This is a genomic window from Vreelandella subglaciescola, from assembly GCF_900142895.1.
In the GTDB taxonomy this organism is placed as follows: domain Bacteria; phylum Pseudomonadota; class Gammaproteobacteria; order Pseudomonadales; family Halomonadaceae; genus Vreelandella; species Vreelandella subglaciescola.
The window spans coordinates 111,936-126,858 of sequence record NZ_LT670847.1 but is presented as its reverse complement, the minus strand read 5'-3'; the positions used below and the strand labels follow the sequence as shown (position 1 = coordinate 126,858).

General features: G+C 61.1%; 9 protein-coding genes. 4 read left to right on the top strand and 5 right to left on the bottom strand.

What is annotated here, in order from left to right; all coding sequences use genetic code 11:
- Positions 1-30: 30 nt before the first annotated feature.
- The 3 genes from betA to B5495_RS00550 all read left to right on the top strand — a co-directional run bounded on the left by betA (position 31) and on the right by B5495_RS00550 (position 6,384).
- On the top strand, positions 31-1,683 hold the full coding sequence (gene betA / locus B5495_RS00560; protein ID WP_079550416.1) for a choline dehydrogenase: 1,653 nt from the start codon (positions 31-33) through the stop codon (positions 1,681-1,683).
- A gap of 277 nt (positions 1,684-1,960) precedes the next feature.
- Positions 1,961-4,453, top strand: coding sequence for an acyl-CoA dehydrogenase (locus B5495_RS00555; protein WP_079550414.1), 2,493 nt, complete (start codon positions 1,961-1,963; stop codon positions 4,451-4,453).
- 242 nt (positions 4,454-4,695) lie between these two features.
- A complete protein-coding gene (locus tag B5495_RS00550) occupies positions 4,696-6,384 on the top strand; it encodes a glycerol-3-phosphate dehydrogenase/oxidase (RefSeq protein WP_079550412.1) in 1,689 nt (562 codons plus the stop codon).
- Here the strand turns inward: B5495_RS00550 and glpK are convergent.
- The 5 genes from glpK to cobA form a co-directional block, all read right to left on the bottom strand.
- Positions 6,342-7,823: a glycerol kinase GlpK gene (gene glpK / locus B5495_RS00545; protein ID WP_079550410.1), complete on the bottom strand. Its 1,482-nt coding sequence runs from the start codon at positions 7,821-7,823 to the stop codon at positions 6,342-6,344. The genes B5495_RS00550 and glpK overlap by 43 nt on opposite strands.
- Positions 7,824-7,899: 76 nt before the next feature.
- Positions 7,900-8,658, bottom strand: a complete 759-nt coding sequence (locus tag B5495_RS00540; RefSeq protein WP_079550408.1) for a DeoR/GlpR family transcriptional regulator — start codon at positions 8,656-8,658, stop codon at positions 7,900-7,902.
- Between the two features lie 113 nt (positions 8,659-8,771).
- Positions 8,772-10,586: an SLC13 family permease gene (locus tag B5495_RS00535; protein ID WP_079554826.1), complete on the bottom strand. Its 1,815-nt coding sequence runs from the start codon at positions 10,584-10,586 to the stop codon at positions 8,772-8,774.
- Between the two features lie 187 nt (positions 10,587-10,773).
- Positions 10,774-12,291: a hypothetical protein gene (locus B5495_RS00530; protein ID WP_079550406.1), complete on the bottom strand. Its 1,518-nt coding sequence runs from the start codon at positions 12,289-12,291 to the stop codon at positions 10,774-10,776.
- Positions 12,292-12,426: 135 nt separating this feature from the next.
- Positions 12,427-13,260: a uroporphyrinogen-III C-methyltransferase gene (gene cobA / locus B5495_RS00525; RefSeq protein ID WP_079550404.1), complete on the bottom strand. Its 834-nt coding sequence runs from the start codon at positions 13,258-13,260 to the stop codon at positions 12,427-12,429.
- A 394-nt stretch (positions 13,261-13,654) separates the two neighbouring features.
- Between cobA and B5495_RS00520 the strand changes: the two genes are divergently transcribed.
- Positions 13,655-14,860, top strand: a complete 1,206-nt coding sequence (locus tag B5495_RS00520; protein ID WP_079550402.1) for an amino acid aminotransferase — start codon at positions 13,655-13,657, stop codon at positions 14,858-14,860.
- Positions 14,861-14,923 lie beyond the last annotated feature (63 nt).

Below are 14,923 nucleotides of genomic sequence, written 5' to 3'. Positions count from 1 at the left end.
TCTCCCCGTCAACGATGTCAGGAAACCGTCATGTCCCAACTCCGCGAATTTGACTATGTGATTATCGGCGCCGGCTCGGCGGGCAACGTGCTCGCCGCGCGCCTTAGCGAAGACAGCGACGCTAGCGTGTTGCTGCTGGAAGCCGGCGGCCCCGACTACCGCTTGGATTTTCGCACCCAGATGCCCGCCGCGCTGGCCTACCCGCTGCAGGGCACGCGTAACAACTGGGCATTTGAAACCGACCCCGAGCCACACATGGGCGGCCGGCGCATGGAGTGCGGCCGCGGCAAGGGGCTGGGCGGCTCTTCGCTGATCAACGGCATGTGCTACATCCGCGGCAACGCGCTGGACTACGACGGCTGGGCGAAACACCCGGGGCTTGAAGACTGGGATTACCTCAGCTGCCTGCCCTACTTCAAAAAGTCCGAGCGCCGTGATACCGGCGCCAACGACTACCACGGCGGCGACGGGCCAATTGACGTGGCCACTCCGCGGACGGCGAGTAACAACCCGCTGTACCGCACCTTTATCGACGCCGGCGTGCAGGCCGGCTACGCCGAAACCGACGACGTCAACGGCTACCGCCAGGAAGGCTTCGGCCCCATGGATCGCTTCGTTACGCCCAAAGGCCGCCGCGCCTCGACCGCCCGCGGCTATCTGGATGCCGCCAAACAACGTGCTAACGTGACCATTGAAACCCATGCGCTCACCGACGTGATCGAGTTTGACGGCAAGCGCGCCACGGGCGTGCGCTATACGCGCAAAGGCCAGCCGATGCGGGCCCATGCGCGCCGCGAGGTGCTGCTGTGCGCCGGCGCCATTGCCTCGCCGCAGATACTCCAGCGCTCGGGTATCGGCGCGGTCTCGCTGCTTGATGCGCTGGATATTACCCCGGTGCATGCGCTGCCCGGCGTGGGCGAAAACCTGCAGGACCATCTGGAAATGTACCTGCAGTACGAGTGCAAAGAGCCAATTTCGCTCTACCCCGCGCTCAAGTGGTACAACCAGCCTAAAATCGGCGCGCAGTGGCTGTTTGCCGGCACCGGCATCGGCGCCAGCAACCAGTTTGAAGCCTGTGCCTTTATCCGCAGCAATGAAAACGAAGCCTGGCCGAACCTGCAGTATCACTTTTTGCCCATCGCCATCAGCTACAACGGCAAAAGTGCGGTACAGGCCCACGGCTTTCAGGCGCACGTCGGCTCGATGCGCTCGGAAAGTCGCGGCCGCGTTCGCCTGACCTCGAAAGACCCGAGTACCGCCCCCAGCATTCTGTTCAACTACATGGCCACGCCGAAAGACTGGCAGGAGTTTCGCGACGGCATCCGCCTGACCCGCGAGATCATCCGCCAGCCGGCGTTTGACGACTATCGCGGGCGTGAAATTGCCCCGGGTGTCGCCGCCGATTCCGATGCCGAGCTGGACGCCTTCATTCAGCAAAAGGCCGAAACCGCCTATCATCCGTGCGGCACCTGTCGTATGGGCGAAGACGCTATGGCGGTCACCGACGGCCAGGGCCGGGTTCATGGCGTAGAGAACCTGCGCGTAGTGGATGCCTCGCTGTTTCCGCTGATTCCTGCCGGCAACCTCAACGCGCCAACGATTATGCTGGCGGAAAAAATCGCCGACAAGATTCGTGGCCGCACGCCGCTGCCTCGCCGCGATGTGCCCTACTATGTCGCCTGACTAACTCTGCCTGACTAACCCTGCCTGACTAACTCTGTTTGAACCTCAGATCAAGTATCAAGCGCCGTGGCCATGCCGCGGCGCTTTTTTGTGCTTTACGGCGTTAGGCGATAGCTTGATAGAACAAGTGTAAAGACCTTGATGGAACGCTTGATAGACAGCCTGATAAAAAGACGCCCGGAATGCTTGCGCGGCAAGGCGGGAGTCTGCCACTATTCAAACGAGTGTTCGAATACCCGTCTGACGCTATCGTTCTGACGTTACCTGGAGAAAGTCTATGCTCACCTTATTTTTGATTGTGCTGGCCGTGATTGGCCTGCTGGTGGTGATGCGGCGCGAAGCCGGAGCCTCGGCCACGCTGCTGGTGCTTGGCGTGCTGGGCCTTGTAGGCCTTGGCCTGGGCGCGCCAGTGATTGGCGTGTTGTTGTTGATCGGTGCGGCGGTGACCGCCGTTGCCGGCCTGCCGGTGCTGCGCCGGATGTGGCTGACTCCGCGGCTTTTTGCCATGTTCAAAAAAGTCGCGCCCAAAGTGTCCGACACCGAGCGCACCGCCCTTGAGGCCGGCACCGTTTCTTGGGACGGCGAGCTTTTCTCCGGCAAACCCCAGTGGAGCAAGCTGCTCGACTATGCCGACAGCGGATTAACCGATGACGAACAGGTCTTTCTTGACGTCCAGTGCGCCAAGGCGGCGGGCATGTGCAACGCCTGGGATATCGCCCGGGAGCGCGCCGACCTGCCCCAGGAGCTTTGGGACTACCTGAAAAAAGAAGGCTTTTTCGGGATGATTATCCCCAAAGAATACGGCGGGCTGGGCTTTTCCGCCAAGGGGCAATCGATGGTGCTGCAAAAGCTTGCCGTCAACGAAACGCTGATGGTCACGGTTGGCGTGCCCAACTCGTTGGGCCCGGGCGAGCTACTGCTGAAATACGGCACCGAAGAGCAGAAAGACCACTATCTGCCGCGCCTGTCCGATGGCCGCGAGATCCCCTGCTTTGGCCTGACCGGCCCTCGCGCGGGCTCTGATGCCACGTCGCTTCCCGATACCGGCATCGTCTGCAAGCAAATGGTCGACGGTAAAGAAGTGCTGGGCCTGCGCCTGAACTTTGAAAAGCGCTGGATTACGCTGGCGCCCATCGCCACGGTCGTCGGCCTGGCCTTTCGCCTGTTTGACCCGGACAACCTGCTCGGCGAAAAAGAAGACCGCGGCATTACGCTGGCGCTGATTCCCCGAGATACCCACGGCATGGAAATCGGCCGGCGCCACGCGCCCATCGGCAGCCCGTTCCTTAACGGCCCGATCAAGGGCAAGGACGTGTTCGTACCGCTTTCCACCATCATCGGCGGTGAGCCCATGATCGGCGAAGGCTGGCGCATGCTGGTCGAATGTTTGTCCATCGGCCGTTGCATCACCCTGCCCTCGGGCGCTACCGGCACCGCGCGCTATGCGCTGGGCTGGAGCGGCGGCTTTACCCGCATTCGCCGTCAGTTCAACGTGCCGGTGGCCGAAATGGAAGGCGTTCAGGAACCGCTGGCGCGCATGGCTTCGATGGCCTACATCGCCCAGGCCACCGTGTACCAAACCGCGAACCTGATCGACCACGGCGAGAAGCCCGCCGTGCCCTCGGCGATTCTGAAAAGCCAGCTGACCGAGTTCCAGCGCGTGTTGCTTAGCGACGCCATGGACGTCCACGGCGGCAAGGCCGTCACGCTTGGCCCGCGCAACTACCTCGGCATCGGCTATAGCGCCAACCCGGTGGCCATCACCGTGGAAGGCGCCAACATCATGACCCGCAACCTGATGATCTTCGGTCAGGGGGCGATCCGCTGCCATCCTTATGTGCTCGACGAGCTGGCAGCGAAAGATGCCAATGATGCCAAGGCGTTCGACAAAGCGTTCTTCGGCCATATCGGGCTGATTTTCGGCAACGCCGCTCGCGCCTTCACTCTCGGGTTTGGCCTCGGCAAACCTGCTGTGCCGTTCAGCGCCCCGGCTAACGTTTACGCCCAGGATATCGCGCGGCTTTCCGCCGGCTTTGGCCTGTGCGCCGACGCCGCCATGGCGAGCCTTGGCTCGGCGCTCAAAAAGCGCGAAATGCTCTCCGCGCGGCTGGGCGACGTGCTCTCCAACCTGTACCTGGCCTCGATGGTGCTCAAGCAGTGGGAAGCCGGCGACAAGGTAGAAGGCGAAGAAGCGCTGCTGCACTTCAGCTGCCGCTTTTTGCTCCAACGCGCCGAGCAGGCGTTTGTCGAGATCTTTGACAACCTGCCTAACCGCGCGCTGGGCAAAACGCTGAAGCGGATCGTGATGCCCACCGGCCGCCGCTGGAATAAGCCCCACGACGACCTGGCGCGTGATATCGCCAAGCGTGTTTCCACGCACTCGGCGCTGCGCACCCACCTGCTGGCCAACACCTGGGATCAGAACGACGGCGCGCAACCCAACCCGCTGGCCACCTACAACGCTCTGCTGATTGAATACGACCGTGCTGACGCGCTCTACCGTAAGCTCAACAAAGCCTACGCCAAGGGCGAGCTGCCTAAAACGGCGCTGCACCCCGAGCAGCGGGTAGAGGCCGGCCTTGAGAAAGGCCTGATCAGCGACGAAGACGCCCAGTTCATGCGCGACTTCGAAGCCCAGGTGCTGGAGCTTCTCACCGTGGACGACTTCGCCTACGACGAACTGGCAAGCAATAAAGCCAAGGTGATTTATCACAACGCCCCGATAGCGGGACACCAGGCGCCGGCGGATCCGGCGCACACAACGCACTAGGCTCGGTTATCCAAGCGCAATGACTCTCTGGCACAGCGTAATGCCAGCACACCTTGACCCCGGCCTCGCGCCGGGGTTTTCTTGTTCACGACGCTTATCCTCTTCACGACACCCTCGCCCTTATGTTCACTTTCGAAAACAACGGCTGTTTTATTTGCTTTAGCGAAAAGCAAAGACTAGCCTTTTGCTACACTCGTCGGCGCTATAGATAGTCGCTATGAAACAGAAGGAAGCGCTTTGCCATGCCCAATGCCAGCACACTTCGCCAGCGCAACCGCGACCGGCTCGAACACGAGTCTTTTGATGTTTTGATCGTTGGCGGCGGGATCAACGGGGCGGCGGCCGCCGCCGCGCTGGCGGGCAAAGGCGTCAAGGTGGCGCTGATCGACCGCGGCGACTTTGCCGGCAGTACCAGCATGCATTCCTCCAACCTGGTATGGGGCGGCATCAAATATCTGGAAAGCAACGATTTTGCGCTGGTGCGCAGGCTGTGCAAAAGCCGTAACCACCTGATCAAAAGTTACCCGTCAACGGTTGAGGAAATCCGTTTTCTCACCACCATTGGCAAGCACTTTCGCTATCGGCCCAGCTACCTTTATGCCGGCACCTGGCTTTACTGGCTGATGGGCAACGGTTTTACCCGCACGCCCCGGCTGTTTTCGCCGCGGAAAATCAAACGTTTGGAACCGATCATCAACACCGAGGGGGCGGCTGGCGGCTTCGAGTATTCCGATGCCTACCTGCACGATAACGATGCTCGCTTTGTGTTCGGTTTTATCCGCCGCGCGTTGGATAACGGCGCGGCGGCGGTCAATTACGTGGCCTCAGAAGGCGCCGAGCACACCGATCAAGGGTGGGTAGCGCGGGTACGCGATCTCACCGATGACACCACGTTCAGCCTGCGCGCCAAAGTGATGATCAACGCCGCCGGCCCCTGGGTTGACCGGCACAATACCCTGACCGGCCAGCAGACCGACTACCATCACCTGTATTCCAAGGGCATTCACCTGATCGTGCCGCAGCTGACCGCTGCCCGGCGCGTGCTGGCGTTTTTCGCCGACGATGGCCGGCTTTTTTTCGTGATTCCCATGGGCACGCGCACCTGCATAGGCACCACCGACACCCACACGCCCACCCCCGAGGTCGGGATCACCCGGGAAGATGTGGATTTTGTGCTGGATAACATCAACAAGCGCCTGGCCCTAAGCGCCCCGCTGACCCGCGCCGACATTATTTCAACCCGCTGCGGCGTCAGGCCGCTGGCCGTCAAGGCGGAACAGGGCGACCAACGCGATTTTTTGCAGCTGTCGCGCAAGCACGTGGTCGATATCAACGCCGCACAGGCGCACCTGAGCATTTTTGGCGGCAAGCTGACCGACTGCCTGAACGTGGGCGAAGAAGTGACCCGGGAAGTACAGGCGCTGGGCGTTGCTCTGCCCTGCGCCGCAGCCAAATGGTATGGCGAACCCGCCAACGCGGTAAAACAGACGTTTATGCGCAAAGCCAGGCGCATGGGGCTGGATGCGCTGACGCCCGCCGGCTTTACCGAGCCGTTATCCCAACGTCTGTGGCGGCGCTACGCCGGCCAGGCGCTGGTGCTGCTGGAACGCATTGAGCAAGACCCGCGCGAAGCCGAGCCGCTGATTGACGGCGCCGAGTACCTGCGTGGCGAACTGGACTTTGCCTGCCGGGATGAAATGATCACCCGGCTGGAGGATTTTTTACGCCGGCGCACCAAAATTTCACTGGTGGTGCCCCACGCCACGCTGCGCGATTCGCCGGGGCTTTGGGAAGCCTGCCAACGGCTTTTCGGCGAACGGGCGCAGGCGCGCTTTGATGAATATTTTGCTCACCCGCCGGAAGCAACAGCCGGTACCTTGAGCGCCGATCAGTGCGAGCGCACTCGCCCCACGGCGTCCAGCCAGCCCTGATAAAGCGTTTCGCGCTGGGCGTCGGGCATGGTGGGCGTAAAGCTTGTTTCGCAGCGCCAGAGGGCGGCCAGCTCATCAAGGCTTTCGTACCAGCCCAGCTGCAGACCGGCCAGAAACGCCGCGCCCAGCGCGGTGGTTTCGAGAATATCCGGGCGATCCACCTGTACACCGAGCATGTCGGCCAGGAACTGCATGACCCAGTTATTTCTGACCATGCCGCCGTCGACTCGCAGCTTACCGGGCGGCGCCTGCATGTCATCGTGCATGCAGCGCTGCAAGTCCCGGGTCTGATAGCACACGGCCTGAAGCCCGGCGGCGACGATTTCTGCGATGCCGGTATCCCGGGTCAGCCCCAGAATCGCGCCGCGCGCTTTGGGGTCCCAGTACGGCGCGCCCAGGCCGGTAAACGCCGGCACCAGATACACGCTGTGGCCGCTGCGGGTCTGGCACGCCAATGCTTCGCTTTCAGCAGCGTTTTCAAACAGTTTGAGCCCGTCGCGCAGCCACTGCATGGTGGCCCCCGCAACAAAAATGCTGCCTTCCATGGCGTAGGTCGTCCGCCCGTTCAGCCGGTAGGCCACGGTGGTCAGCAGGCGGTTGCGCGAACGCGCCGGCTCCTCGCCGGTATTCACCACCATAAAACAGCCGGTGCCGTAGGTGCTTTTGGCCATGCCCGGGGTAAAACAGGCCTGCCCTACCAGCGCGGCCTGCTGGTCGCCGGCAACGCCGGCAATCGGCAGCTCGCCGCCCAGCCACTGCGCCTCAACGGTGCCAAAATCATCGCTTGAGTCCCTCACCTCGGGCAGCAGACTTGCGGGAATACCAAACAGCGCCAGCAGCTCGTCATCCCATTGCTGGGTATGAATATTGAACAGCGCGGTGCGCGAGGCGTTGGTGGCATCGGTCAGGTGGCGCTGCCCGCCGGTCAGCCGCCAGATCAGAAAGGTATCCACGGTGCCAAAGGCCAGCTCGCCGCGTTCGGCACGCGCGCGGGCGCCGTCGACGTTTTCCAGCAGCCAGGCCAGTTTAGTGGCGGAAAAATACGGGTCGATCAGAAGCCCGGTACGCTCTTGCACCGTTCCGCCATGACCGTCATCGCGCAGGCGCTGGCAGTGTTCGGCGGTGCGCCGGTCCTGCCACACGATGGCGTTGTAGAGCGGCTCGCCGGTGGCGCGGTCCCACAGCAGCGTGGTCTCGCGCTGATTGGTAATCCCCAGTCCCAGCGCAGTATCCCCCTCAGGCATGCGGAAAAGCACCTCGCGGCAGGTAGCAAGCACGCTCTGCCAGAGTTCTTCAGGGTCGTGCTCGACCCAGCCATCGCTGGGGTAATGCTGGGTAAACTCCTGCTGGGCACTACCGGCCACCTGCCCACGCCGGTCAAACAGCATGGCGCGCGAACTGGTAGTCCCCTGATCAACGGCGAGAATATACGACGGCATGGCGGCTTCGCTTTATCAAGTTGGCTTATCGTCCAGAGGCTACGCCAGCGCCCGCCAAGGCTCAAGATGCAGCCCGCTAGGCGATATACAGCGCCACATCATGGCGGCTCAATAACTCACACACGGCGCCGGACGGCGACTGGTCGGTAAACAGCGCGTCCAGCTGGGCAAGGTTGCCCTGACGGACGACCGGATTGCGATGAAACTTGGACGCATCGGCGGCCAGATATACCCGCCGCGAATTGGCGATAATCGCCTGAGCCACGCGCACTTCCTGATAGTCAAACTCCAGCAGCGAGCCGTCTTCGTCGATACCGCTAATGCCGATAATGCCGTAATCCACCTTGAACTGGTTGATAAAATCAATAGTGGCTTCGCCGATCAACCCGCCGTCACGCGGGCGCACCTGCCCGCCCGCAACGATCACGGTAAAATCTTCCTTGTGCTGCAAAATGGCAGCAACGTTGAGGTTATTGGTAATCACCTCAAGCCCGCGATGGTGCAACAGCGCCTGAGCAATGACCTCGTTGCTAGTGCCGATATTGATAAACAGCGAGGCATGATCGGGAATCTGCTCGGCCAGGCAGCGAGCAATACGCGCTTTTTCGTCCCGATACAGCGTTTTACGCGTGCTGTAAGCGGTGTTGACGGTGCTCGACTCAAGCCCGGCGCCGCCGTGTACGCGCCGCAGCTGGCCGTGGCGCGCCAGCCGGTTGAGGTCGCGCCGCACGGTTTGCGGCGTCACGCTAAAATGCTCGGCCAGCTGCTCGATGCTCATATAACCGTGCTCGCGCACCAGCTCGATCATGGCCTCTTGGCGGTCATTCTGCTTCATGGGTGCCTGTTTTATATGCGTTTTGTATATTTCGGCTGGCTCATGCCCAGCCTGTTTACCTGCTGGCCTGTGCCTTTATTAGCAAGTGCCTTTCTTAAACACAGTGTGGGCATTTATAGCGGCCAGCGCCATAGAATCATGGGCATCGCGACCGCCATGACCACCAGCGAAAGCGGCAGGCCAAGCTTCCAGTAATCGCCAAACCGGTAGCCCCCCGGCCCCAGCACCAGCGTATTCGACTGGTGCCCGATAGGCGTCAGAAACGCGCAGGACGCGCTGACCGCAATCACCATCAAAAACGGATCCAGCGACACCCCAAAGCCCTGCGCCAGACTGGCCCCGATCGGTGCCATGAGCAGTGCGGCGGCGGCGTTGTTGACCACGTTGGACAACACCATCGAAAGCACAAACAGCCCGCTCAGCGTCACCACTACTGGCCACTGGCTGCCGGCCTGCATCATGGCGTCGGCAATCAGCTGCGCGCCGCCGCTGGTTTCCAGCGCCTTGCCCACCGGCAGCATGGCCCCCAGCAGCACGATCACCGGGCCGTCAATCGCCTGATAGCCTTCGCGCAGCGGCAGCACGCCAATCAACAGCGTCACCACGGCAGCGCTGGATAGCGCCACGGCCGCCGGCAAGAAATTCAGCAGCATGGCCACAATCGCCAACGCAAAAACGCCGATCGACAGCGCCATTTTACGCGGCTGCCCAAACGTCAGCTCACGGCTGGCCAGCGGCAGGCAGCCAAGGGTCGCCAGACTTTCGTGCATCTCGTTTTCACCGCCCTGCAGCAGCAGCACGTCGCCGGACTGAAAGCGGATATCACGCAGCCGCTGTTTAAGCCGTGACCCGTCGCGCGCCACGGCCACCAGATGTAGGCCAAACTGGTGGTGCAGCCGCAGCTGGCGCACGCTGCGGTTAGCCATCATCGAGTCGGTACGCACCACCGCTTCTACCAGCTGCAGGCCTTCGGTATCCACTTTACGGGAGGCTTTCTCTGCCTTCTCTTCAGCGGTGGCATCAGATGCCTGCGCTGCCGCATTGTCCACCGGCTGGTAATCCTGAGATTGCGCCTGATCCTCGCTTGTATCTTCCGGCTCGCTGACCACGCTCAGGCCGGCCTTGCCTTCCAGCAGCTTTAGCTCGTCGGGGTCGGCCTCCAGCAGCAGGATATCGCCCGCTTTCAGCGTACGGTAAAACGCGTAGCCGGCGTGGCGCTTTTCGTCGCGGACCACCGCCAGCACGGGAATCGCGTCGTCGATCTCCTCGCGCAGTTGCTGCAGCGTCAGGCCGTTGGCCTTGGCATCTTCGCCGACCTTGAGCTCGACCAGATAGCTTGCGGTATCAAACATATCGGCATTGGATGCCTGCCCCGCCCGCTGGGGCGTCAGGCGCCAGCCCACCAGCACGATAAAGGCCAGCCCCGCCAGCGCCACGGCCACGCCCACCGGAAAAAAGCTGAACAGGCTGAAGTTTTCGCCGGTGAGGGTGCCGCGATAGCTGGCAATAATAATGTTAGGCGGCGTGCCGATCAGCGTGGTCAGTCCACCCAGCAGCGAGCCAAACGCCAGCGGCATCAATAACAGCGACGGCGAGGTGTTGTGCTCGCGCGCCAAACGCAGGGCCACCGGCAATAGCAGCGCCAGCGCGCCGACGTTGTTCATCACGCCGGACAGCACCACCACCGTGCCCACCAGCAGCATCAGCTGCAATATCAGCCGATCGCCGGCTTTCAATACCTGCTCGGCAATCAGATCTACCACGCCGGCACGCTCAAAGCCGCGACTTAGCACCAGCACCGCGGCCACGGTTATCACCGCCGGGTGACCAAATCCCGCAAACGCCGCGTCGGCCGGCACCAGCCCCAGCATCACCGAGAGCAAGAGCGCGCAAAGGGCGACCAGGTCATAGCGAAAACGCCCCCACATGAACGCCACCAGCGTGGCGCCCAAAATCAAAAATACCAGCGTGCTGGGGGCAAACCCGAACGGAATACTCTCAATCACCCTCAACTCCTTGGGTTAATGGCATCTGGCGGCAACAAAAAACGGGTACTTGCCGTTAACAAGTACCCGTTTTACCTACGCCAGCCAGCTTATGGCAAACCACACGCTATCAGGCGCTTTTGTCCTGCGCATCGTCAGCGGCCTTGGCACCATCGTTGTCTGAGGCCTGTTTGCTGTCGCTCTGCTGACCTTCTGGCTTCTGGTCTGCTTTATCCTCGCTGGCTTTCTCCTGGCCGTTTTTGCCCTTGTCCTGAGCGTCGGACTTAGCGGCTTTTGCGTCGTCTTTCGAGGTGTCAGCATTGCTGCTGGATTCAAACTGGACGCTCTTGGCCTGGCTGTCCTGCGCTTTCTTGTCGGACTCTTGTTTGTCTGACGCTTTCTTATCCGACTCTTTCTTGTCCGATCCTTGCTTGTCTGACGCTTGTTTGTCTGATGCACCTTGCTTGTCAGACGTGTTCTTCTCACCAGATGCGGTTTTCTGCTCTGACGCGCCGTTCTGTTCAGCGTTGGCATCGGCCTTGTCGGTCAGGCGGCTTTCCAGCGAACCCAGCTCGCTGCGCCACTGGTCAAGCTGCGTCTGAAGATTTTCAAGCTGGCTCTCACGCTGGCTGATACCGCTGTTGACCTTGCCCAGCTCGTCGCGCCCGGTGCCCAGCATTGAAGTGAGATCGCCAAGTTTGGTGCCCGCCTGCTCAAGCTCCTGCGCCTGGGTTTCGCGCTGCTTGCCCAGTGCATCGACCTTGGCCTGCAGCGCATCGCGCTCGGCCTGTACGTCATCGCGCGCCTGAGTCAGCTCATCGCGCTTTTGCTCCACGCTGCTTACGTCTTTTTGGGCTGATTGCAGACGCATCTCGGCGCTGTCGATGTCTTTTTCCAGCGTGCTCAGCTTGTCTTCGGCCTGCTGACGCTCTTCGACTGCCTGCTGACGCTCGGTTTCGGCTTTCTGGCGATCTTCCTCGGCTTTCTGGCGCGCTTTCTCGGCGTCCTGACGTGCGTCCTCAGCTTCCTGACGCGCTGCTACGGCTTCTTTTTGCGCGGTCTCGATCTTTTCTTCGTTCTCACGCAGGGTGGCCAGCTTCTGTTCGGTCTCGTCTACTTTCTGGTTAAGCGCGTCGAGCTTTTGCTGCTGTGTTTCGCGTTCACCTTGCCGCTGTTGAAGCGTTTCTTCGGCCTTTTTAATCTCGTTTTGCGTCTCTTCAAGCGTGCCCTGCGCCTTGTTTTGCTGCTCTTTCAGCGAGGCGATACGATTTTGCAGCTCGGCGATGTTTTTCTCTGCATCCTGCTGCTCGGACAGCTCGGCGTTTAACTTCTGACTTTGCTGCTGAGAATCAGCCAGCTGGCCTTCGAGATTTTCCACGCGCTCTGCGCGCGAGCCGGCGCTGGACTGGGCAATAATCGCCCATACCACGGCGATGGCAGCAATACCGGCAATCGCCTTGACGCGGTTATCCTTCACCAGGGTGCCCATCGGCGGCTTGGCGTCCGTGTCGCCCGTAGTGCGATCCCGTGCGTTTTGATCACTGGACGAATGGTTACCGGATTCCGGCGTGTTTTCGCTGTCTTGACCGTTTTCCGGCTCGTGGTTATCGCCCGGTTTCTGGTCTTCTGGACGGTTATCGTCTGCCATGGATGAATCCCTCTCGCGTTGAGTACCGAAATATAACTACACCCTAACAGCATACACGGCGATTCGCGTCTGACCACCCGAGCGTTTCTTACAGGCTTTTTTTACCCTGTGTACGACGGATCACGCACATGCTGTTTACTGCACGCAGCGTAGCGGCGCAGCGTGGCGGCCTTCAATAAAGCCGCTGGCGCGGCCACCGGGCGCATCAAACCAGGCCAGCGTGTTGCGCAGCGCCACGACATCGCCAATGATCAGCAGCGTCGGCGACTTGATCTCACCGCTGATAAAGCCTTCGGGCAGTGCATCAAGGCGGCCGGCATGCACCGCCTGATCGCGCGTTGTGCCTTGAGACACCAGCGCCAGCGGCGTCTCCGGCGCCAGGCCGTGCTCAATCAGCGCCGCGCAAATGAGCTCAAGGCTGCCAAGTCCCATGTAAAACACCAACGTTTGCCCCGGGCGGGCCAGTGATGCCCAGTCCAGCTCGCAGCGCCCATTTTTCAGATGACCGGTGACCAGCCGCACCGACTGGGCATAGTCGCGGTGAGTCAGCGGAATGCCGGCATAGCTTGAGCACCCCGAGGCGGCGGTAATCCCGGGGATCACCTCGACCGGAATCTGCTGGGCCACCAGCGTTTCCAGCTCTTCACCGCCGCGGCCGAAAATGAACGGGTCACCGCCCTTCAGGCGTACCACGGCGTGACCGGCCAGCGCCCAGTCAGCCAGCGCCTGATTGATCCCTGACTGGGGCACGCTATGGTTCGAACACGCCTTGCCCACATAAAGCTGCCGCGCACGAGCGGGAATGATGTCCAGCACCTCCTGGCTCACCAGGCGGTCATACAGCACGATATCGGCATTCAGCAGGCGCTTGTACGCCTTCAGCGTCAACAGCTCAGGGTCGCCGGGGCCGGCGCCGACCAGACTGACGCTGCCCGCCGGTTGCAGGGAAATACGATCTAACAAAGCCACGCGGCACCTCGGTAAAAATACAGCTAACGGTTAACGCACATCACACGCGCTTTGGCGCAACATAGCGGACTTTTTACAGCATAAAAAGTAATAAATAATAAATATATAATTCCAAAAAAGAATAAAAGGATATTTAACCCCATTCCTTTGAACGTCCGCATTCTCCCCTTTCAGCTTGCCAGCACACGCGTTTAGCACGGCAACAGCGGCAAATAGCGTCAGGGTACCCTTATATGGGCAGTGGCAGATGTCGCCTTGCGATGGCATGATGAAGGGGAAACGAGGTTCGGTTTTGGCGTCACCGGCGACGCGCTAACGTGTCATCCACGAGCGTTTCGTCTACGCCAAAGCCACTTCATTATCCATACCGCCAGACAACGAGGTAGCCCACGCAATGTTCGAGCGTATTGAACGAGTTCCCGGAGATGCCATTCTCGGGCTGATCGAAGCTTTCAAAAAAGACACCAACCCGCAAAAAGTCGACCTGGGTGTGGGTGTATACCGCGATGATAATGGCAACACGCCGGTGATGCGGGCGGTAAAAGAAGCCGAAACGCGCCTGCTCAAGAGCGAAACCACCAAGACCTACATCGGCTCTCACGGCGCGCCGGCCTACGGTGACGCAGTACTGCCGCTGGTGCTGGGTGCCGACTCCCCGGTGCTGGAAGCCGATCGCGCCAGCGCCACCCAGTCGCCCGGCGGCACCGGGGCGCTGCGCTTAGCCGCTGACTTCATCGCCAAACAGCTGCCCGGCAAGGGCATCTGGGTCAGCGATCCGACCTGGCCGAACCACCACGGTATTTTCACCGCGGCGGGCATCGAGCTGCACAAGTACCCCTACGTTGATGCCGACAACCGTCTGGATTTTGACGGCATGCTGGCCGCCATCAAGAAAATCCCCGACGGCGACGTGGTCGTGCTACACGCCTGCTGCCACAATCCCACCGGCTTTGATCTGTCGGCCGAGCAGTGGCAAACCGTGCTCGACGTGGTTCGCGAGCGCAACCTGCTGCCGCTGATCGACTTCGCTTACCAGGGCTTTGGCCAGGGCCTCGACGAAGACGCCTATGGCGTGCGCCTGTTTGCCGAGCAGCTCGACGAAGTCATCATCACCAGCTCCTGCTCGAAGAACTTCGGCATCTACTGCGAGCGTACCGGCTGCTTGATTGCCGTGGCCAAGGACGCCGAGCAGAAAGACAACATCCGCTCGCAGTTTGCCATCGTCGCCCGGGAGAACTACTCCAACCCGCCGGCGCACGGCAGCGCAATTGTCAGCGAGATCCTGCACGACGCCGAGCTTTCTGCCATGTGGCGCGACGAGCTAACCGAAATGCGCGACCGCGTGAACACGCTGCGCCGCGACTTCGTCGAAGCGCTCAAGCCCTACGGGCTGGATAAAAAGTACGCCTGCGTCGGCGAGCAGCGCGGCATGTTCTCCTACACCGGCCTCACGCCGGATCAGGTTGAGCGCCTGCGCGACGAGTTCGGCATCTATATGGTGCGCTCGGGCCGTGCCAACGTCGCCGGTTTCTCCCAGCAGAACCTGCCCTACCTGGCGCGTGCCATCGCCGTGGTCAACGACGTCGTGATTGACGACTAACGCGCCATAGCGCTTAGACGGTCTTATAAACGCCCGCCTTCCCGAAGCCTTTTTGAAGCCTTC